Annotated in this window: 22 protein-coding genes and 1 pseudogene; 19 read left to right on the forward strand and 4 right to left on the reverse strand. The window is 36.2% G+C overall.

Going from position 1 to position 20,828, the window contains the following annotated elements; all coding sequences use genetic code 11:
- The first annotated feature begins 150 nt into the window (after positions 1-150).
- The 8 genes and pseudogenes from F4V44_RS17740 (at position 151) to F4V44_RS17770 (ending at position 7,485) form a co-directional block, all read left to right on the forward strand.
- Positions 151-747 (forward strand): biotin transporter BioY, encoded by a 597-nt coding sequence (locus F4V44_RS17740; protein ID WP_150441339.1) that lies wholly within the window; start codon positions 151-153, stop codon positions 745-747.
- Positions 740-1,755 (forward strand): annotated as a pseudogene (gene bioB, locus F4V44_RS17745) (biotin synthase BioB). Before F4V44_RS17740 ends, bioB begins: the two are co-directional and overlap by 8 nt.
- 108 nt (positions 1,756-1,863) lie before the next feature.
- Entirely contained in the window at positions 1,864-2,790 is a 927-nt protein-coding gene (locus F4V44_RS17750) for a Na/Pi symporter (protein WP_150441340.1), read from the forward strand.
- Positions 2,791-2,953: 163 nt separating this feature from the next.
- A complete protein-coding gene (locus tag F4V44_RS27475) occupies positions 2,954-3,091 on the forward strand; it encodes a hypothetical protein (protein WP_191090742.1) in 138 nt (45 codons plus the stop codon).
- 240 nt (positions 3,092-3,331) lie between these two features.
- A complete protein-coding gene (locus tag F4V44_RS17755) occupies positions 3,332-3,802 on the forward strand; it encodes a DUF523 domain-containing protein (protein WP_150441341.1) in 471 nt (156 codons plus the stop codon).
- Positions 3,803-3,981: 179 nt separating this feature from the next.
- Positions 3,982-4,755, forward strand: coding sequence for an ABC transporter ATP-binding protein (locus F4V44_RS17760; RefSeq protein ID WP_150441342.1), 774 nt, complete (start codon positions 3,982-3,984; stop codon positions 4,753-4,755).
- Positions 4,756-4,941: 186 nt separating this feature from the next.
- Complete coding sequence (hflX, locus tag F4V44_RS17765; protein WP_150441343.1) at positions 4,942-6,204, forward strand: GTPase HflX; 1,263 nt, start codon at positions 4,942-4,944, stop codon at positions 6,202-6,204.
- Between the two features lie 9 nt (positions 6,205-6,213).
- Positions 6,214-7,485: a methionine gamma-lyase family protein gene (locus F4V44_RS17770; RefSeq protein WP_150441344.1), complete on the forward strand. Its 1,272-nt coding sequence runs from the start codon at positions 6,214-6,216 to the stop codon at positions 7,483-7,485.
- 114 nt (positions 7,486-7,599) lie between these two features.
- Here the strand turns inward: F4V44_RS17770 and F4V44_RS17775 are convergent, their stop codons facing one another.
- Positions 7,600-8,052: a ferritin-like domain-containing protein gene (locus tag F4V44_RS17775; RefSeq protein ID WP_150441345.1), complete on the reverse strand. Its 453-nt coding sequence runs from the start codon at positions 8,050-8,052 to the stop codon at positions 7,600-7,602.
- Between the two features lie 251 nt (positions 8,053-8,303).
- Here F4V44_RS17775 and F4V44_RS17780 point away from each other — a divergent pair, with 251 nt between their 5' ends.
- The 5 genes from F4V44_RS17780 to F4V44_RS17800 all read left to right on the forward strand — a co-directional run bounded on the left by F4V44_RS17780 (position 8,304) and on the right by F4V44_RS17800 (position 13,338).
- Positions 8,304-8,711 carry a MerR family transcriptional regulator gene (locus F4V44_RS17780; protein ID WP_150441346.1) on the forward strand — a complete coding sequence of 136 codons (408 nt, stop codon included), beginning with the start codon at positions 8,304-8,306 and terminating at the stop codon, positions 8,709-8,711.
- A 150-nt stretch (positions 8,712-8,861) separates the two neighbouring features.
- Positions 8,862-10,196 (forward strand): type I glutamate--ammonia ligase, encoded by a 1,335-nt coding sequence (gene glnA, locus F4V44_RS17785; protein WP_150441347.1) that lies wholly within the window; start codon positions 8,862-8,864, stop codon positions 10,194-10,196.
- Between the two features lie 303 nt (positions 10,197-10,499).
- Positions 10,500-11,528 carry a fatty acid desaturase gene (locus F4V44_RS17790; protein WP_150441348.1) on the forward strand — a complete coding sequence of 343 codons (1,029 nt, stop codon included), beginning with the start codon at positions 10,500-10,502 and terminating at the stop codon, positions 11,526-11,528.
- A gap of 72 nt (positions 11,529-11,600) precedes the next feature.
- Positions 11,601-12,722, forward strand: coding sequence for a sensor histidine kinase (locus F4V44_RS17795; protein WP_150441349.1), 1,122 nt, complete (start codon positions 11,601-11,603; stop codon positions 12,720-12,722).
- A 16-nt stretch (positions 12,723-12,738) separates the two neighbouring features.
- Positions 12,739-13,338 (forward strand): response regulator transcription factor, encoded by a 600-nt coding sequence (locus tag F4V44_RS17800; protein ID WP_150441350.1) that lies wholly within the window; start codon positions 12,739-12,741, stop codon positions 13,336-13,338.
- A gap of 82 nt (positions 13,339-13,420) precedes the next feature.
- Here the strand turns inward: F4V44_RS17800 and lexA are convergent, their stop codons facing one another.
- Positions 13,421-14,044, reverse strand: coding sequence for a transcriptional repressor LexA (gene lexA / locus F4V44_RS17805; protein WP_150441351.1), 624 nt, complete (start codon positions 14,042-14,044; stop codon positions 13,421-13,423).
- Between the two features lie 156 nt (positions 14,045-14,200).
- Between lexA and yneA the strand changes: the two genes are divergently transcribed.
- From yneA to tkt, 4 genes are all read left to right on the forward strand, one after another.
- Positions 14,201-14,521, forward strand: a complete 321-nt coding sequence (yneA, locus tag F4V44_RS17810; RefSeq protein WP_150441352.1) for a cell division suppressor protein YneA — start codon at positions 14,201-14,203, stop codon at positions 14,519-14,521.
- A 22-nt stretch (positions 14,522-14,543) separates the two neighbouring features.
- Positions 14,544-15,200: a YneB family resolvase-like protein gene (locus tag F4V44_RS17815; protein ID WP_150441353.1), complete on the forward strand. Its 657-nt coding sequence runs from the start codon at positions 14,544-14,546 to the stop codon at positions 15,198-15,200.
- A 79-nt stretch (positions 15,201-15,279) separates the two neighbouring features.
- A complete protein-coding gene (locus F4V44_RS17820; RefSeq protein WP_150441354.1) occupies positions 15,280-15,510 on the forward strand; it encodes a DUF896 domain-containing protein in 231 nt (76 codons plus the stop codon).
- Positions 15,511-15,810: 300 nt separating this feature from the next.
- Entirely contained in the window at positions 15,811-17,808 is a 1,998-nt protein-coding gene (gene tkt, locus F4V44_RS17825; RefSeq protein ID WP_150441355.1) for a transketolase, read from the forward strand.
- A 61-nt stretch (positions 17,809-17,869) separates the two neighbouring features.
- Here the strand turns inward: tkt and F4V44_RS17830 are convergent, their stop codons facing one another.
- Entirely contained in the window at positions 17,870-18,841 is a 972-nt protein-coding gene (locus tag F4V44_RS17830; protein ID WP_150441356.1) for a bile acid:sodium symporter family protein, read from the reverse strand.
- A 294-nt stretch (positions 18,842-19,135) separates the two neighbouring features.
- Between F4V44_RS17830 and sirA the strand changes: the two genes are divergently transcribed.
- Positions 19,136-19,573: a sporulation inhibitor of replication protein SirA gene (sirA, locus tag F4V44_RS17835; protein WP_150441357.1), complete on the forward strand. Its 438-nt coding sequence runs from the start codon at positions 19,136-19,138 to the stop codon at positions 19,571-19,573.
- Positions 19,574-19,660: 87 nt separating this feature from the next.
- Positions 19,661-19,876 carry a YneF family protein gene (locus tag F4V44_RS17840; protein ID WP_150441358.1) on the forward strand — a complete coding sequence of 72 codons (216 nt, stop codon included), beginning with the start codon at positions 19,661-19,663 and terminating at the stop codon, positions 19,874-19,876.
- A 209-nt stretch (positions 19,877-20,085) separates the two neighbouring features.
- Here F4V44_RS17840 and F4V44_RS27480 read toward each other — a convergent pair.
- A partial coding sequence (locus F4V44_RS27480) for a hypothetical protein (RefSeq protein ID WP_191090743.1) occupies positions 20,086-20,828 on the reverse strand: 743 nt, incomplete at its 5' end.

A 20,828-nucleotide genomic window follows, 5' to 3' on the forward strand; every position in this document is an offset into this window, starting at 1 on the left:
AATATTTAACTTATTTATTTTATTAGAGCCTGTATTGATGTTATAGTAGATGATTCGTTTTTTTATTTGTGTAAACTTCATTAAAATAACAGTTGACATATTATAAGCGTTTGAATTATCTTTATATTGTGAACAAAAGGAGGAGAAATCATGCAACGTAAAGGAAAAACACTTGAACTAACCCTAGCTAGCATGTTTATCGTTTTGATAGCAGTTGGTGCGAACATTACAACCATTGTTCCATTTATGGTTGTTGGAGGTGTACCGATTACATTACAGACCTTTTTTGCTGTATTAGCAGGACTTATATTAGGTAGCCGACTGGGTGTTATCACAACTAGTACCTATGCTTTTATAGGATTAATAGGAATTCCGGTATTTGCTCAGTTCGGAGCAGGATTAGGAATGCTTATAAAACCAACGTTTGGTTTTATTCTTTCCTATATTCTTGCTGCATACGCCGCAGGGAAAATGGTAGAGAAGAAGAAATCGACAGCTTCTTATATTATAGCTTCATTGGTTGCGACAGCCATTAATTATGTGATTGGGACGAACTGGATGTATTTTGCCTATAAATTTGTAGCCGAAGCACCTGAAGGTTTCGATTATGCAATGGCGTGGTTATGGATGCTTGCCCCGCTGCCAAAGGATATTATTTTAGCTGTATTAGCCGCTGTAGTAGCGCGCCGCCTAAAAGTAACAGTGCTTTCAAAAGGCCAATTTAAAAATTTAAACTTGGGTGCTTAAAAAATGGGGGAGAAAGAAAAAGGGGAAATGGAAGCAGCTTGCATTAGAAGTGTTGAATGGAAGAGAGTTAAAGAACGAGGAGACACTAGATAATTTAGTAGTGCCTGATGTAGAGCTGCTCGAATTATTGAACGGTGCTCACACGATTCACTATCATTATTTTGGAAATAAAGTGAAGTTAAATAAGATCATTAACACAAAATCAGGATTATGTCCTGAAAATTGCGGATATTGCTTACAATCTAGTATATCGACTGCGCCAATCGAAAAATACCGTATGATGGACAAAGATAGTATACTAGAAGGGGCGAAGAACGCTTATCAGCAGAGGGTTAGTACTATTGTATCGTCGCCAGCGGCCGAGGTCCGAGTTATAAAGATATCGATACAGTTTTATCTGCAGTGAAAGAAATTAAAGACCAATACTCTTTAACTGTTTGTGCTTACCATGGATTATTAAAACCTGAACAAGCTGCAAGATGAAAAGAGACAGAGGTTGACCGTTATAATCATAATATTAATACATCTGAAAACCATCATGAATCGATTACCACTTCCCATACATACAGTGAAAGGGTCAATACAGTTGAGATGGTAAAGAACGCAGGCATTTCTCCATGCTCAGGAGTTATTATCGGTATGAAGGAAACAAACCAAGATGTCGTTGATATGGCTTTGAGTTTAAAGGCGTTAGACGCTGATTCCATTCCGGTGAATTTTTTACATGCATAGAGGGTACACCACTTGCAGGAACCGACGAACTCAATCCAAGATATTGCTTAAAGGTGCTCTCGCTTATGCGCTTTATTAATCCGTCAAAGGAAATTCGCATTTCCGGCGGCCGTGAAGTGAATCTGCGGAGCCTGCAGCCTTTCGGATTATTTGCAGCTAATTCAAGATTATTTAACTGCATCGGGACAGGATAGTTACAATGACCATCAAATGCTTGAGGATTTAGGTTTTGAAATTGACTTTCATTCTGAAGTAGAAGCTGTTGGAAGTAAATAGTAAGAATATGGAACAGGAATCAGCAATTGATTCCTGTTTTTTATAGTTAGAGCTTTTAGACATGTCCTTGACAGTCCTTCCATATGATTAGTATAGGGAGGTGGGGGCTTGGTTCTGATTGTGTTTATTCTATTAATTTGTCTATTTATCTTTGGTATGTCCCTTTTAAGGAAAGGGTTGTTAAATCTATCCGGAGATTCTTTGAAAATATGGTTAACCAAGGTCACGGATGCTCCTTGGAAGGGTGTTATAGCAGGGATTATTGTCACATGTATTCTGCAAAGCAGCTCTGCCGTCATGATTATCGCGATTGGCTTAATTGCCGCAAGGATGCTTACATTTCCACAATCAATTGGAATTATACTTGGTACAAACATTGGTACAACCTTTACAGCTGAATTAATCACTTTTGATATTGAAGCGTTTCTAATCCCTTTAATGGTACTGGCAATTTTGTTCTTATTTACCGGTAAAAAGAAACCTCAAAGTATTGGGCTTGTATTATTGGGCATTTCATTTTTGTTCACTGCTATGGGAGGTTTTGAATATTTAGCCGGACCATTAAAAGAAATTGGAATTATTGATCAATTTTTACTTTCATTAAAGGACAGCTATCTTTTAAGTGTGCTCGCTGGAGCAGTAATCACAGGGATTATTCAGTCAAGTACTGCTACAACAGGGATTATTATGGGGTTTTTATCTCATGGAGCGATTGAGATTGATACAGGGGTAGCGATCCTTCTCGGTTCAAATATTGGGACATGTGTGGATGCCCTGTTAGCTGCGATAGGAAGTGGGAGAGAAGCAAGGCTAACTGCATATGCTCATATCTGGTTAAATGTCATTGGTGTAGCAGCATTCTTTCCATTTATTGGCGTCCTATCAGAATGGGGGACACAGCTTGCCACATCAGCGGATGTACAACTGGCCCATATTAGTGTTTTATTTAATGTAATCTGTTCCATTTTGGTATTGCCATTTGCGGAGGGGTTTGGGAAATTGATTATTCGAATTCATGACCCTAGGGGTACATAAAACAAGCTGATGTTTTATTTGTCAGCTTGTTCTTTAGTCTATACTGTTCGTATTATGAATAATTAGATAATTTTTAAAATTACATTGACATTTTTCGCTTAACTGTTATATATTATTAATAACAATAATAAACTGTTATATAACAAAAAGGAGGAAATGAAAAATGGAAATGTATCAAAAAGCATATGACCATTATAAAACAATGTGTGAGAAGTATGGGATGGAGTCCATGAATTTTCATCATTTTATCAAACAATTAACAGAGGAACAGCTTACTGAATTCAGTAAATGTGCCAGTTAGGAGTATGAAATGACAAGTGATTTAGATAGTGAAGTCAACCCCAACCCTGTTGTTTTTAAGAAAAAAACAACAGGGTTAAATTTTGCCTTGCGGCTTATAGAGCCATTCTACCCTTACATTTCCGTCTAATTCATACGTGCACGATCATATTTCTTTTCCTCCTAAAACGGTATAATCATGTGGAATAAGATAGTTTAATATTATATTCTGTAACAAAATAAAAAAATAGCAGGTGATAAAATGATTGTAGTGAGTGCCTGTTTTGCCGGCTTTGATGTTAAATACAACGGATCCAATAATGTTAACCTAAAAATTAAAAAGTTATTTGATGAGAAAAAAGCGATTCCGGTCTGTCCGGAGGTAATGGGGGGATTGTCCATACCAAGAGAGCCTGCTGAAATAGTCGGCGGGGATGGTGATGATGTGTTGGACGGAAGGGCAAAAGTAATGACGAATACCAGTAAGGATGTAACGGAGCAATTCCTTAAGGGTGCATATGATACATTAAAAACCGTAAAAGAAGTAGGGGCATCTGTTGTTGTTTTAAAAGAACGTAGCCCTTCGTGTGGAAGTACGATGATATATAGCGGAGAATTCAATGGCAGCAAAAGACCTGGAAATGGAGTAACAGCGGCTTTATTAAAAAGAAACGGAATACGTGTGGTATCAGAGGAAAACTTCCTCGAGTACTTAGAGGAACAAGAGTTGTAAGGTTTTAGCTAGAGTTGGTCATGTTAAGTATCCGCGTTTTGGGATGAAAAGCACGGTGTTGTAACCGATAAGCTTGGTATCACTTGGGGTTAAGTCTGAAAAAATAGAAAAATGAATACATAATACTACTATTTCAGTAGAGAAAAATTGTAAAATAAAAGAGATAAGGGGGAAACCAAATGGTATTACATATGGAAAATGTTTCACTAAAAAGAGATGGTTCATGGATTTTACAGAATATAAACTGGGATATCAAAAAAGGAGAGAATTGGGTATTATTTGGTTTAAACGGATCTGGAAAAACAGCGATTTTGAATATGCTGAATGCCTTTTATTTTCCTAGCAGCGGTAATCTAACTGTGCTAGGAAAGGAATTTGGAAAAACATATCTAGGGGAAGAGCTTCGCAAAAAGATTGGGTTTGTTTCTTCTGCGCTTCAAGAAAAGCTGCACAACCATGATAATGCATTTGAAATTGTGTTAAGCGGTGCGTTTGCTTCCATTGGTTTATATGATAGACCGACAGATGAAATGAGAGAAAAGGCCATTGACTTGCTCAAGCAGTTAGGCTGCTATGAGTATGCAAATCGAAACTATCATACGTTGTCACAAGGGGAGAAACAGCGGGTCTTGATTGGACGGGCATTAATGGCAGAGCCTGAAATGCTTATTTTTGATGAGCCAACAAATGGATTAGACTTTATTGCCAGGGAGCAGTTACTTGAAACTATTCAATCCATTGCTGGGAATCATTCTTCACCTACTATGATTTACGTAACACATCATGTCGAGGAAATTTTGCCTGTGTTCAATAAAACCTTATTACTGAAACAAGGAGAGGTGTTTTCTTCCGGAATGACAACCGAAATGATTTCAAGCGAGCAGCTTTCGGTGTTTTTTGGTCTACCGGTTACTGTTTTTTGGCAGAAAGGACGGCCGTTTTTGTCTAAATAGAGACTTTTTATCATACTAGAGTAATATAAATGAACAAACCAGCAGACCATTAGTCTAAAAAATAGGTAAGCTGGTTTGATTTTTTTTTCTAGCCAATCATGATAGTTCCTTTTGGATACTGGGAAAATTAGTTTTTATTACTGTTATTTGGTATGATAAAAAAAACTTCAGAAAGAAGGGGTTAAGATGGAGCAAATGCAGGAACAGGAAAAAGTAATTCTTGTTGGTTGTCAGACTACAGAGGATGATTTGCCTTTTCAATATTCAATGGAAGAATTGGCTTCTCTAACAAAAACTGCGAATGGACAGGTGTTATCTCAATTAACCCAAAAAAGAGAACGTGCGGATAATGCAACATATATCGGCAGAGGAAAAGTGGAAGAATTAAGTGCCCTTGTTGAGGAACTAGAAGCAAAATTAGTTATTTTTAATGATGAATTATCACCGAGTCAGGTAAGGAATCTTGCTTCGAAGATTGAAGCGAGAATTATTGATCGGACGCAATTGATTCTTGATATTTTTGCACAAAGAGCAAGATCTAAAGAAGGGAAATTGCAGGTTGAACTTGCCCAATTGCAATATTTACTTCCGCGTCTAGGAGGCCAAGGAACTCAACTTTCAAGACTTGGTGCGGGGATTGGAACGAGAGGACCTGGGGAAACAAAGCTTGAAGCAGATCGTCGTCACATACGGAATCGTATTCATGATATTAAAACGCAGCTTGAGGGGATTGTTCAGCATCGTGAGAGATATCGTGAAAGACGAAAGAAAAACCGTGTTTTTCAAGTAGCAATTGTCGGATATACAAACGCAGGAAAATCGACAATGTTTAACCGCTTAACGGAGGCGGTTTCACTTGAAGAAAACCAGCTTTTTGCGACGCTTGATCCAATGACAAGAAGATGTATACTACCCAGTGGATTTACGGTACTTATGACTGATACGGTAGGGTTTATTCAAGATTTGCCAACCAGCCTGATTGCTGCATTTCGTTCAACACTTGAGGAAGTAAAGGAGGCAGATCTGATTCTGCATGTAGTGGATTCTTCTAATCCAGATTATTTTCAGCATGAAAGAACGGTAAATGAATTATTAGAAGAACTCGATCAAGGACAAATTCCGCAGATAACCGTGTATAATAAGAGGGATGTCCAACATCAGGATTTTGTACCAACTTCAAAAAATGAATCTATTCAAATGAGTGCATTAGATGAAAATGATAGACTCTCACTAAAACAAAGAATTGAAACGAAAATGATTAGTATGATGAAAGATTATCATGTAGAAGTACCTTCAACAGAAGGTAAATTACTGTCGCAATTAAAAAATGAAACGATTCTTAGAGAGTTGACATTTGATGAAGACAATCAATGGTATGTTTGCAAAGGATATACGTTAGCAGACCATCCGATTGTTGGGCAGATACAAAATTATACTGTAAAGAGATAGGGGAAAGACATGTTTCGTTCATTAACTTATGGGGAAGTATTACAGCCGCTTGTTACAGAAGTGGAGCAGCAAATTAAGTCCATTCATGCTGAAATTGATGAAAGGATGGAGCGGAATCAATTTCGAGTGCTAGAAAGTTTTCAACAGAATAAAGTAAGTGATTCTCATTTTATACCATCTACTGGTTATGGCTATGATGATTATGGAAGAGATACACTTGAGAAAATATATGCGGAAGTGTTTGGTGCCGAGGCCGGACTTGTTAGACCTCAGATTATTTCTGGGACCCATGCGATTTCTATTGCTTTATTCGGCGTATTGAGACCGGGAGATGAACTCCTATACATAACAGGTAAACCATATGATACTCTAGAGGAAATAGTCGGTTTACGTGGAAATGGCTCTGGTTCCTTAAAGGAATTTGGCATTACGTATCAAAGTGTTGATTTAAGTGAAAATGGCCATGTGGATTTCAAGGCTGTTGGAAAAGCAATGAAAGCAAATACAAAAATGATTGGAATTCAGCGATCTAAAGGCTATGCAACGCGACCTTCCTTCACAATTGCTGAAATTGAAGAAATGATTCGATATGTAAAGGAAATCAATCCCGAAGTGGTGGTGTTTGTAGACAATTGCTATGGAGAATTTGTAGAAGATATGGAGCCTTGTCATGTTGGCGCTGATTTAATGGCGGGTTCTTTAATAAAAAATCCTGGTGGAGGTTTAGTTAAGACAGGCGGATATATCGTAGGAAAGCAAAATTTGGTTGATGCCTGCTCATATCGCCTGACTTCACCGGGTATTGGAGCAGAAGCCGGTGCTTCGCTTTACAGTCTGCTGGAAATGTATCAAGGTTTTTTTCTTGCTCCACATGTCGTGGCGCAAGCGTTAAAAGGAGCAGTTTTTACTGCTGCTATGCTGAATCGGCTTGGAATGAACTCTAATCCAACATGGGACAGTAAGCGGACTGATTTGATTCAATCCGTTCAGTTTGACGATCGTGATAAAATGGTTGCTTTTTGTCAGGCCATACAATTTGCCTCACCAATCAATTCGCATGTAACACCGTATCCAGCTTATATGCCTGGATATGAAGATGATGTTATTATGGCTGCCGGTACATTTATTCAAGGTGCAAGTATTGAACTTACTGCCGACGGTCCAATTAGACCACCTTATGTAGCCTATGTTCAAGGTGGATTAACCTATTCGCATGTTAAGATGGCTATTTGTATTGCTTTAAATTCATTGATTGAAAAAGGCCTGCTGCAAATAAAATAATTCATTACGTAGTAAAATTAAATAGAAGAAATAAAGTAAATGGATTGAAAGGAAGGATTGAAAATTGATTCTTCCTTTCTTTTTGTTATAAAAATAGGGTATGTGCGCTTTCGGTTAAGATCGAAGCCAATTAAGATTTACTAAAAAATACAAGAACCATACAGCATGATTTTGCTCATCAGCCGCTGCTCGTCGAAAAACCTCTTTAATAAATGTATGATTGCTTTTGTCGGCAATGTCCAAATAAAAGTCCACGGTTTGCTGTTCATCCCTTAGAGCGAATTCAATTCCCTTTCGGTAAGAATTGGGGCAGTCTTCGGTTACTTTAGGCTGCGGCTTTTTACCGGTTAATTGCGTATAGATTTGAACAAATTGTTTAAAATGTTTTTGTTCATCTTCACGAATTTCGAGAATTTGTTTTCTTTCTTTATCTGTACGTGCTAACTGGGCGATTTTTTCATAACATTGAATGGCGCTATATTCGCCGTTAATCGCTTTTTCAATATCACTTATTAACTGATTATTTTGACGAGGATCAATATAATACGGATAGTGAACAGGATACATATTTTGTACCTCCTTACCAAAAACTACGATAGTATATGGGAAAGAGGAAGATTAGTGCAAGTCTTAAAATATGTTGTTTTACTCTCTAGCATTTGTGTTGCAAATAAATCTAAAAAAATAGCATTTTCTAAAATTGATAAAAATTAATAAAAAAATGATGTAAGAATTTCTAACGTTAAATTGACAACTTTTCTGCCATAACATATAATAACATCAAGAAGCAAATGAAAGAGGAAATGGGGAAAAAGCCAATGACAGGAAGTCAAATTCGCCGCTCAATGCCGTTATTTCCAATGGGTACTGTGATGCAACTGACTGATCTAACAGCTCGGCAAATTCGCTATTATGAGGAACATGGTTTAGTGAACCCGGAAAGAAGTGAAGGAAACCGCCGACTCTATTCCTTAAATGATATTGATATCTTATTGGAAATCAAAGATTTAATTGATCAAGGGGTAAACTTGGCAGGGATTAAGCAGATTTTTGCTGTTAAAGAAGAGCAATCAATTGAACAAGAGCTGCAAAAGGAAGCGATGAAAAAGAAGCAGGAGCTTACAAATGAAGAAATAAGGAAGTTGTTAAGAAAAGAATTAACCAATGCCGGTCGATTTAACCGTCCATCGATGCGACAAGGTAATGACTATCGTTTTTTTCACTAGAATGATGGATGTGGCAAGGTTGATGCTGGATTGATTTAGTGATAGTATCTTACTGATTCTACATTTTATGAGTTTAATGAAGGGTGAACCAATAACACCAATAACAGTTACTTAAAATTTGAACTAGGATTAACAGGAGGAAATAATAGTATGGCAAAGTTTTCAAAAGATGATATTAGACGTATGTGTACAGAACAAAATGTTAAATATATCCGCCTTCAATTTACGGATATTTTAGGAGTTATTAAGAACGTGGAAATTCCTGTCAGCCAGCTGGAAAAGGCAATTGACAATAAGATGATGTTTGACGGTTCTTCGATAGAAGGATTTGTACGTATTGAAGAATCTGATATGTATTTATATCCTGATTTAGATACGTTCGTAGTATTCCCTTGGACAGCAGAAAAAGGGAAGGTTGCTCGTTTTATCTGTGATATTTATAATGCGAATGGAACACCATTTTCGGGAGATCCTCGTAATAATCTTAAGAGAGTATTACGAGAAATGGAAGAGATGGGATTCACAGATTTTAACCTTGGACCTGAGCCAGAGTTCTTCTTGTTCAAGCTTGATGAAAAAGGTGAACCAACATTAGAACTAAATGACAGCGGCGGTTATTTTGATTTAGCGCCTACAGATCTTGGTGAAAATTGCCGTCGTGATATCGTTCTTGAGCTTGAAGAAATGGGCTTTGAAATTGAAGCATCACACCATGAGGTAGCTCCAGGACAACATGAAATTGACTTTAAATATGCTGATGCGATTTCAGCCTGTGACAATATCCAAACATTTAAACTAGTTGTAAAAACAATCGCACGTAAACATGGTCTACATGCGACATTTATGCCAAAACCATTGTTCGGTTTAGCTGGCTCTGGAATGCACTGTAATCTATCACTATTTAAAAACGGAGAAAATGCATTCTATGATCCAAAATCTGACTTAGAGTTGAGTGATACGGCTCGTCAATTTATTGCTGGTATTGTAAAACATGCGGAGGCATTCACAGCAATTACTAATCCAACTGTCAATTCTTATAAGCGACTAGTTCCTGGTTATGAAGCACCTTGTTATGTTGCGTGGTCAACAAGTAATCGTTCGCCATTAGTTCGTATTCCGGCTTCCCGCGGTTTAAGTACACGTGTTGAAGTTCGCAGTGTAGATCCGGCTGCAAATCCTTATTTAGCATTAGCGGTTCTACTAAGAGCAGGTCTTGACGGAGTGAAGAATAAATTGACTCCTCCAGCAGCAGTAGACCGTAATATCTACGCAATGGATAAAGAAGAACGACTTGCTGAAGGTATTACAGATCTTCCGGCAACATTAGCACAAGCAATTGAAATCTTAAAATCAGATGAAGTTATTATTTCGGCTCTAGGTGATCATATCTTTGAACACTTCATTGAAGCAAAAGAAATTGAATGGGATATGTTCCGTACACAGGTTCATCCATGGGAAAGAGAGCAGTATATGTCCGTTTATTAATCAAAATAAAGTCTTGACGCTTTGCGTTGAGGCTTTTTTGTTTATTTGCAGCTAATAGAACTCATCTCACTTTAATGCTTCTTTTTTCTAACCTTTTCCTTACTTGGGTTTTTAGTAATATTTTTTCTAAAGAAGAACAAACTATTTTTGATTATGTCGATTCTATTTCGGCTTTTTTACACGCTAGACAAAAGTCATCTTCAGTCCAAAACAGGTAGGACTTTAAGAGGGGAGGGTTTTATTATTATATAATAATGTCCAGAATTGTTTACCGTGAAAAAAATTAGGAGGCAATAAAAGAGTATGACTAAAGTAATGCAAAAGGAACTTAAGAAAACAATTGCACCATTCGAGAAATCGAATCTAAAAAATAGTACGACTCAGATATTGAATACCATTATCCCTTTTTTTCTGCTCTGGTATCTAGCTTATGAAAGTCTTGCCTTATCCTATTTAATGACACTTCCTATCATTGGATTAGCCGCAGGTTTTCTTGTTAGGATTTTCATTATTTTCCACGATTGCTGTCACCAATCATTTTTTAAAAACAAAAAAGCAAATGAAATGGTCGGGACTTTTACAGGGATTCTCACACTGTTTCCTTATCATCAATGGAGACACTGTCATAATATTCATCATGCAACAAGCAGTAATTTAAACAAAAGGGGAACTGGTGATATATGGGTTATGACAGTTCAAGAGTATAGTGAAGCGTCATTTTGGCAGCGAATGATCTACCGTCTTTATCGTAATCCACTTGTTATGTTTGGTTTAGGGCCTTTTTATTTATTTTTGATTTCTAATCGTTTTAATCGCAAGGATGCAAGGATAAAGGAAAGAATAAATACATATTTCACAACGTTTTCGGCTGTCATTCTGTATAGTTTTATGAGTTGGCTGATAGGTTGGCAGGCATTTTTATTGGTGCAGGGACCTATCTTATTTATTTCAGGCGCTTTAGGTATATGGTTGTTTTATGTCCAACATCATTTTGAGGACTCGTACTTTGAATCAGAAGAGAATTGGGATTTCGTCAAAGCAGCAGTTGAGGGAAGCTCTTTTTATAAGCTGCCAAAAATTCTACAGTGGTTAACAGGAAATATCGGTTATCATCATGTGCACCACTTAAGCCCGAGGGTACCGAATTATTACCTTGAGGAAGTTCATGATCAAAATATTCCTTTGAACTCAGTGCCGACTGTAACTATCCGTTCAAGCCTTAATGCGATTCGTTATCGACTATGGGATGAAGGCAGCAAACAGTTTGTTAGTTTCCGGGAAATTAAAAGAAGAACTGTAAAGCAAAAATTTTCTCATAAGATTGTGGACTAAAAGGAAGTTAATTTAAGACTTCCTTCTTTTCTTTTGGTATGATAAAGCTATCCTATATGAAGAGGTTTGCAAATGAAAAAAAGATTGAAGTTCTTTCATAGCAGTACGGGAGTATCTCCTTATATTTGGGCACTCTTTGCTGTTTTACCGTTTTATTTTATTTTTCAATGGTCATCGATAGCAGAAATTGTTACAGGTATTGTATTGTCTATTTTCTTTTTTGTTTCTTATCGTTTTGCTTTCGTATCGAATGGATGGCTTAAATATTTATGGAGCAGTTTACTTATTATTATTTCTGTAACGATGACTAGTTTTTTAGGATATGTCTATTTTGCTTTTTTTCTAGCCTACTTGATTGGGAATTTCCAAAATAAAGTTGCTTTTATTACCTTTTATGTGATTCATTTAGTTAGTTCAACTGTTGCAATTAATTACAATTTCATTATTCAAGATGAGCTTTTCTTAAAACAATTGCCGTTTATCATTATCATTTGGATTAGTGTCATATTAATGCCGTTTAATATCTATAATCGAAAAAAACGAGAACAGTTAGAGACTCAGTTAGCCTTTGCTAATAAAAGAATTTCGGATTTAATCGTTCAAGAAGAACGGCAGCGAATTGCACGTGATCTACATGATACTTTAGGACAAAAACTTTCTCTCATCGGATTAAAAAGTGATTTGGCAAGAAAAATTATGGATAAAGATCCCGCGCATGCACGAACTGAGTTAAAAGATATTCAACAGACTGCAAGAACGGCCTTGAATGAGGTAAGAAAAATGGTATCAAATATGCGAGGAACAAGGCTTAAAGAGGAGATAAGCCATATTAAACAGTTGCTGACAGCTGCTGAAATAAATCTAACACTCGAGGGAGAAAACTCACTATCCAATGTTTCGTTATTTCTAGAAAATATATTAAGTATGTGTTTAAAGGAAGCTGTAACAAATGTGGTCAAACACAGCAAAGCCTCTAATTGCTGCATTACCTTTCAGCAATCTAGCAAGGATATCGTCATCTCTGTTAAAGATAATGGAATCGGTCTTATATCAAATGAACGTAATGAAACAGGTAATGGAATTTTGGGTATGAGAGAAAGATTAGAGTTTGTTAATGGATCATTGGAAATGAAATCTGATAATGGATTGACTTTAATCATAAAAGTGCCGAATGTCGTAAAACAATCAGAATAGATAGAGGTGCAAATACATGATTCGTATTGTTATAGCTGAAGATCAGCAAATGATGTTAGGAGCTCTAGGTTCCCTGCTTAATTTAGAAGAAGATATGGAAGTAGTTGGAAAGTCAAGTAATGGAGAACAAGCAATTTCTCTTGTGCACAAATTTAAACCTGATGTGTGTATTATGGATATTGAGATGCCGATTAAGAGCGGGCTTGAAGCTGCTGAAGAGATAAAAGGACTAGGCTGCAAGATCATTATTTTAACAACTTTTGCTCGTACAGGGTATTTTCAGCGTGCTTTAAAAGCTGGAGTCAGCGGTTATCTCCTAAAGGATAGTCCGAGTGAAGAATTGGCAAATACGATTCGCAGTGTTATGGCAGGAAAACGCGTTTACGCACCTGAACTAATGGATGATTTTTATAGCGAAGAAAATCCATTGACTGAAAGGGAGAAAGAGGTATTAGAGCTTGTAGCTGATGGAAAAAACACGAAAGAAATTGCTGATGAACTTCGAATAAAATCGGGAACAGTACGTAACTACATTTCTACCATTCTAGACAAATTAGAAGTGAAGAACCGTATTGAAGCGATTAAAAGGTCAAGAGAAAAAGGCTGGTTTAAATAATGATAAAAATTGCTAGATGTTTGGGCGTAAGATTCTTTGCTTTTAAGTAGAGAAACTTACGCCTTTATTATTTGCACGAAAATCAATGAATATGGCGGTAAACACCAATCACTTTTCCTAAAATAGAAACGTTTTTAAGAATAATAGGCTCTAAAGCAGAATTTTCAGGTTGCAGTCTGAAGTAATCCTTTTCTTTAAAGAATCGCTTTACTGTTGCTTCATCTTCCTCGGTCATTGCAACTACTATATCACCATTATTAGCAGTGTTTTGTTGTCTTACAATTACATAATCCCCGTCAAGTATTCCTGCTTCAATCATACTATCTCCCACAACTTCAAGCATAAATAACTGTTCATCAGATGGTGCAAGTCGTTCGGGTAATGGAAAAAACTCCTCTACGTTTTCAATAGCTGTAATTGGCTGGCCGGCAGTTACTTTTCCTACAATTGGTACATTAATTACGTTGCTTTTTGGAATGTGAGCATCTTCATCTAAAGATAAAATTTCAATTGCTCTTGGTTTTGTCGGATCTCTTCTTATAAGGCCTTTAGTTTCAAGACGGGCTAAATGACCATGAACAGTCGAACTTGACGCCAATCCGACTGCTTCACCGATTTCCCTAACAGAAGGCGGATAGCCTTTTTGTTTTACTTCATTTTTTATAAATTCGAGGATATCTTGTTGACGTTTTGATAGTTTTGCCATCTTTTTCACCCCTTAATATTTTCTTATTATGCTAATAATATCATGAAATAGGATAGCATACAAACATAAGTTCTAAAAAATATTGACACAAAACAAATGTTCGTAATATAATAAACCTATAAATAGAACGTATATTCGAAAAATGAGGTGTTAATCATGAAAAAATTGTGGAGAAATTATTCATATGCTATTATTCTAGTTGCTTTATGTATGGTTTCCTTAGTGGTTATTAAGATAAATGTACCTTCTTCTCCTAGTCATTATATGACAATAACTGTATCTGCAGGTCAATCATTATGGGAAATCTCACAGAAATATGAAGAACAGCATGGACTGTCAGAAATCGAGTTTATCAAATGGGTTGAGAAGTACAATGGTATTTCAGGGGACAATATCTTTACTGGAGATAATATCATCATTCCGATAGATGCCCGAAAAATGGAAGTTAAAGAAGTTCAGAATCTCGCAAGTTATTAAACAGAGTAATAGGGGAGAGAGTATGAAAGCTATTGTTTACTGCAGAGTAAGCACTGAAAAAGAAACACAAGAAACGTCTCTTCAACGACAAGAAGAAGAATTACTCGAATTGGCTGACCAGAATCATTTTGATGTGGTTAAAGTGATTAAAGAGCAGGCAAGTGGTTATGATTTAGATCGAGACGGAATATTAGAATTACTTTCGCTTATCAGTAATAAACAAGCTGCAGCAATATTAATACAGGATGAAACTAGGTTGGGAAGAGGTAATGCGAAAATTGCGTTATTACACTGCATATTAAAGGAAGAGGTTAAACTTTACAGTATTTCTCATAACGGGGAGTTACAGCTTTCTGAATCAGATTCAATGGTACTAAAAATTGTTAGTATGGTAGAAGAATACCAGAGGAAATTACATAATGTGAAAATAAAAAGAGGTATGAAGAGAGCAATTGATAATGGATACAAGCCGCAAAAAAACTTGAAAAATCAGGGGAAAAATGCAGGCAGGGAGAAGATTGATGCCCCGATTGAAGAAATTGTCCGTTTAAGAAAAAATGGCCTGACCTTTGCTGAAATTGCAGTAACATTAAAGGGATTTGGTTATTCAATTTCAAAGGCAACTGTTCACCGCAGATATCAAGAATATGTGGATGAATTAGAACAACTAACAAAATAGTTGTCAAAATGGCTTGTTTTTAGTAACATGTCTTGTATTATTGAATGATTAGTATCAACCAGTAAGTAAGGAGGTTAACATGCTTTCAAAAGAAAAAATGGCAAGGATAAATGAATTAGCTAGAAAAGCAAAAGAAAAAGGTTTGACTGAAACAGAAGCAAAGGAACAATCTAAACTTCGCGGGGAATACCTGCAAACCTTTCGTTCATCCATGTTAAATACGATAAAGTCTGTTACAGTCATTGATCCTAAAGGTAATGATGTGACGCCTGAAAAACTTAAAAAAATAAAACGTAATAATTTGCATTAAAATAAGGAGCAAACTTTGTCATGTGGTTTACTAGAAAATAATCACTTACAGAGTTAGCTCTTTTTCTACATAAAATGAACTAATGATAGAAATAATATGTAAGCAATTATAACTGAATGTTGTCGCTGATACTGTATGCATTTATAAATGCAAATGAGAAATCATGTAAAATAATGATTTTTTTTCTTAGATTTTGTTGAATAAAAAACTCACTCCCTATAATATTAATAGCGTAGTAAATGAATGGAGATACTAAATAGGTATTACTATTCAATCCAATATGGAAAGGATGTTAATTTCATGTTTGAACAAGTCGATTCCTTAGCAATTGCATCAATTCGTACATTATCAATTGATGCAATTGAGAAAGCCAATTCCGGTCATCCGGGTATGCCAATGGGAGCCGCTCCAATGGCCTATACTTTATGGAGCCGTTTTATGAATCATAATCCTAAAAATCCAAAATGGTTTAATCGTGACCGTTTTGTGCTGTCTGCTGGTCATGGTTCCGCACTATTGTATAGCTTACTGCATCTTTCTGGTTATGATGTGAGTATGGATGATTTAAAAGAGTTTCGCCAATGGGGAAGCAAAACTCCAGGACATCCTGAATTTGGACATACTCCAGGTGTAGATGCAACTACTGGTCCGCTAGGGCAAGGTATTGCAATGGCTGTTGGTATGGCCATGGCTGAAAGACATTTAGCAGGAGTATATAATAAAGATAATTATAATGTGGTTGATCATTATACATACAGTATTTGTGGTGACGGCGATTTAATGGAAGGTGTTTCAGCCGAAGCAGCTTCATTAGCTGGTCACTTAAAGTTAGGCCGATTAGTTGTACTTTATGATTCAAATGATATTTCATTAGATGGTGATTTAAGTCAATCCTTCTCTGAAAGTGTAGAAGATCGATTCAAATCTTATGGTTGGCAGTACTTACGAGTAGAAGATGGAAATGATTTAACTGAAATTGCACATGCATTAGAGGAAGCGAAGAAGGATGAAGCAAGACCGGCTTTAATCGAAGTGCGTACAGTTATTGGCTATGGTTCACCAAATAAATCCGGTAAAGCGGCATCACATGGTTCTCCGCTGGGAGCTGAAGAAATTAAGCTAACAAAAGAAGCGTACAACTGGACATTTGAAGAGGATTTCCATGTTCCTGAAGAGGTATATGATCAATTTAAAAAGTTAATTATTGAGAATGGTGAGAAAAAGGAAAAAGAATGGACTGAACTATTTTCTCAATATAAAAATGATTTTCCAGAACTAGGTAAAGAGCTTGAACAGGCAATTAATAATAAATTACCTGACGGCTGGCACAAAGACCTTCCAGTATATGAAGAAGGAAAAAGCTTGGCAAGCCGTGCATCTTCAAGTGAAGCATTAAATGGTATTGCAAAAAATCTACCTTCTTTATTTGGCGGCTCTGCAGACCTTGCAGGTTCCAATAAAACATTAATTAAAGGAACAGCTGACTTTTTACCTGGATCATATGAAGGCAGAAATATTTGGTTTGGTGTTCGTGAATTTGCGATGGGTGCTGCATTAAACGGAATGGCACTTCACGGTGGATTAAAGGTATATGGAGGAACTTTCTTTGTATTCTCTGATTACTTACGTCCTGCGATTCGTTTAGCTGCGTTAATGTCATTGCCTGTGACATATGTATTTACTCACGATAGTATTGCTGTAGGAGAAGATGGTCCTACTCATGAGCCAATTGAACAATTGGCTGCATTACGTGCAATGCCTAATCTTTCAATCATTCGTCCGGCAGACGGCAATGAAACAGCAGCTGCCTGGAGACTTGCGATGGAATCAACGGATAAACCAACTGCACTTATTTTAACAAGACAAGATCTTCCAACTATTAAAGGTACTGCTCAAAATGCATATGACGGAGTAGCAAAGGGTGCATACGTTGTATCACCTGCAAACAAGGAAACAGCAGATGTATTATTACTTGCATCTGGTTCAGAAGTAAATCTTGCTATTGACGCACAAAAGGCTTTAGAAGGCGAAGGAATTTATGCTTCTGTTGTCAGCATGCCTTCATGGGATCGCTTTGAAGCGCAGTCTAAGGAATACAAAGAAAGTGTCATTCCGAAGGCAGTTAAGAAAAGATTAGCTCTAGAAATGGGTTCCTCTCTTGGTTGGCATCGTTATGCTGGTGATGAAGGCGATGTTCTTGCGATTGATCAATTTGGGGCATCTGCACCAGGAGAAAAAATTATGGAAGAGTATGGATTTACAGTAGAAAATGTTGTTGCAAAAGTAAAAGCTCTCTAATGAGAAAAAGTAAAATGAGGAGATTTACTAAATCTCCTCATTTTACTTATATCTTTTTTTCCTATACACTGACTTTGCTTATTTCTTCTGTTTTTTGAGATGAATAATGTCTATCTAGAAATGCGGCAAATGTAGAAGCTAATATTTGTTGAAATAACATTGATACTATAACGGGAATAATAACGGCTGAAGGGAAATAGGCCATGGCGATAACCGCACCAGAACTTATATTCCTCATGCCTCCTGAAAATGTATAACTGATGATTGTTTCTTTTTCATAGTTTAGTAGTTTTCCTAATAAAAATGCGAATAGATATCCTGTAAACGAAATAAATAGAACAACAAGAATAATAAATAACAGTTTAATGTTTACTTCTTTTAAATAAGGTGCAACAACCGCTCCGTTAAGCATGACGACTAATCCAAGAAATAGCTTCGAAAGGGGAGAAAGCCTTGGTTTCCAGACGTCTTTTACTTTGCCTTTTGTTATTTCGTTTAATGCCATTCCCATAAGGGAAGGGAGGACAATCATAAAGAAGAGGCCTTTCATCATATTTATTACATCTAAATCTACTTGTTGACCAATCATTACTGATAAACTGAACGGAACAATAAATGGAGCCATTAGAGCATCTATCAAGATAATGGCAATAGTTAAAGCGGTATTTCCTTTTTTCATCGAAACCCAAATAAAGCTTGTTACTCCTGTAGGAATGACCATTCCTAGAATAATTCCTGTAATTGTCAGTGAATCACCGCTAAATGACAAATGGCCAATTCCCCAAGCCCAAAGCGGCATTCCGATGTGGAGGAAGGCTAAGGCGATAATCACCGGTAGAGGATGTGCAATAGCCCCTTTTAATGATCCAAATCTCATACTTAAGCTTCCTTCAAACGTCATAAATGCAAAAAGCCATGGAACTAAAAATGCATAGTCCTTTACATAGTAGGAAAAGAGAATTCCTAAAAAGACCCCGGTTGGTGTAATAAAGGGCATCATTTTTTCGAGTTTTTTGTTTATCTGCAGCAGCATGAATATCTCTCCCTCAATCCTTTAGGTTATTTTTCAATAAGTCTGTAACTATAATACAATATAATATATAAATATAGTTTTATTTTATTTTAAGTTGGTTTTGTAAATAACTTTGGTAATACCCGCTGTACGTCTATCATCTAAGGCTATTAAGCAATTGTACCTTATTATTACTTTGTTGCGTTAATATTATGAATTCGACAAAAATAGGCTTGTTTTTTAACAAGAACAGACATCCTCTTCATACAGACTTTCTTATAATAAGAAGAAAGGGTTCATTAGAGGAGGATTTGTGTGAGAACATATCAGCTTTATTTATTTGATGATGAGTTTGCCTCCCATTACTTTGGAAAAGAACGGATGGTTTATCAGCTGTTTAAAGACTATAAAGAGGCAATTGGAGAATATAAAAGGATACTGGAAAAACAGATTGATTTTATTCTAAAGCCGATACAAGAGTTAAAAATTCATCGTTTTGTCACACAATATTTGCAAAATAACAAGGATTTTTATACAAATAATGGAACATACTATTTAGAAATAGGAAAACGGAGTACGGCAAAATTAGTAGTTCATGGGAACTATTTAGTATTAAAGGCCAATGGGAATTATGAAGCAGAGACGATATTTTTTGAAGTACTACGAAAAACAGAGTCTTCTTTTATAGCTATTGATCTGGATCATCAGAGATACGGATGGCTAAAGCCAATTAAAGAAAGAAAATTTGTATAGAAGGTAGAGAAATCAGCTTGATTTTATTGTATAATATCCATTGGTCTAGTACACTGTATGATAGACAACATGAAGGAGGAAGTTTGAATGGGTATGTACATTCTAGTAGGTGCATTGGCATTGATTGCTGGTGTAGCGCTAGGATTTTTCATCGCTCGTAAGTACATGATGAGCTATTTGAAGAAAAATCCACCAATTAACGAACAAATGCTGAAAATGATGATGATGCAAATGGGTATGAAGCCATCGCAGAAGAAAATCAATCAAATGATGAACGCGATGAATAAACAGCAGGGGAAATAATTAGAAAGCAAAAAACCACTTTTTCCGTTGGAAGCGAAACCAATGGAAAAAGTGGTTTTTTGCTTGTTAAATGAAAGTAGTTTTTCCCTAACGGATCAGTGTAGTGTAGAAAATGACAAAGGACAATTAAATTAGTACGTTAAATGCAGCAAGCCTCTTTTATAATGGGAAAAGAGGTTTGCGTAATTCCGGTCATTATCGATTATCTCTTAAGTCCTAATTCTTAATTCCATTTTTATTGAGGCTGTTATTTTTTTGATGAAATTTGAATAAGTAGGAATTTCTACTTTTTCACCGACTTTAGATTCTTGTGCAAGGCTTAGTTCTTTTTCAACCGCTTTAGGTTCTTGAGTAAGGTTTTTATCTATCTCAACGACTTGAGATACTGGAGCATTAATTTTTTCAGTTTCAATAACATTAGATTCCTGTGCAAGGTTTAGTTCAGCTTCAACAACATTAGAATCTTGAGTAAGGCTTAGTTCTTTTTCAACGACTTCAGATACTGGAGCAAGATTCATTTCCTTTACAACGACATTAGAATTTTGAGCAAGCTTTAGTTCAGTTTCAACGACGTTAGATTCTGAAGTAAAGATTTTTTCAGATTCAACGACATTAGAACCTGGAGTAAGGATTTTTTCAGATTCAACGACATTAGAACCTGGAGTAAGGATTTTTTCAGATTCAACGACATTAGATTCTGAAGTAAGGATGTTTTCAGATTCAATGACATTAGAACCTGGAGTAAGGATTTTTTCAGATTCAACGACATTAGATTCTGGAGTAAGATTTAGTTCTTTTTCAATGACATTAGAATCTTGAGCAAGCTTTAGTTCAGTTTCCACGACGTTAGATTCTGAAGTAAGGATGTTTTCAGATTCAATGACATTAGAACCTGGAGTAAGGATGTTTTCAGATTCAACGACATTAGATTCTGAAGTAAGGATGTTTTCAG

Source organism: Niallia endozanthoxylica, assembly GCF_008710145.1.
GTDB classification, from domain to species: Bacteria; Bacillota; Bacilli; order Bacillales; family Cytobacillaceae; genus Bacillus_BD; species Bacillus_BD endozanthoxylica.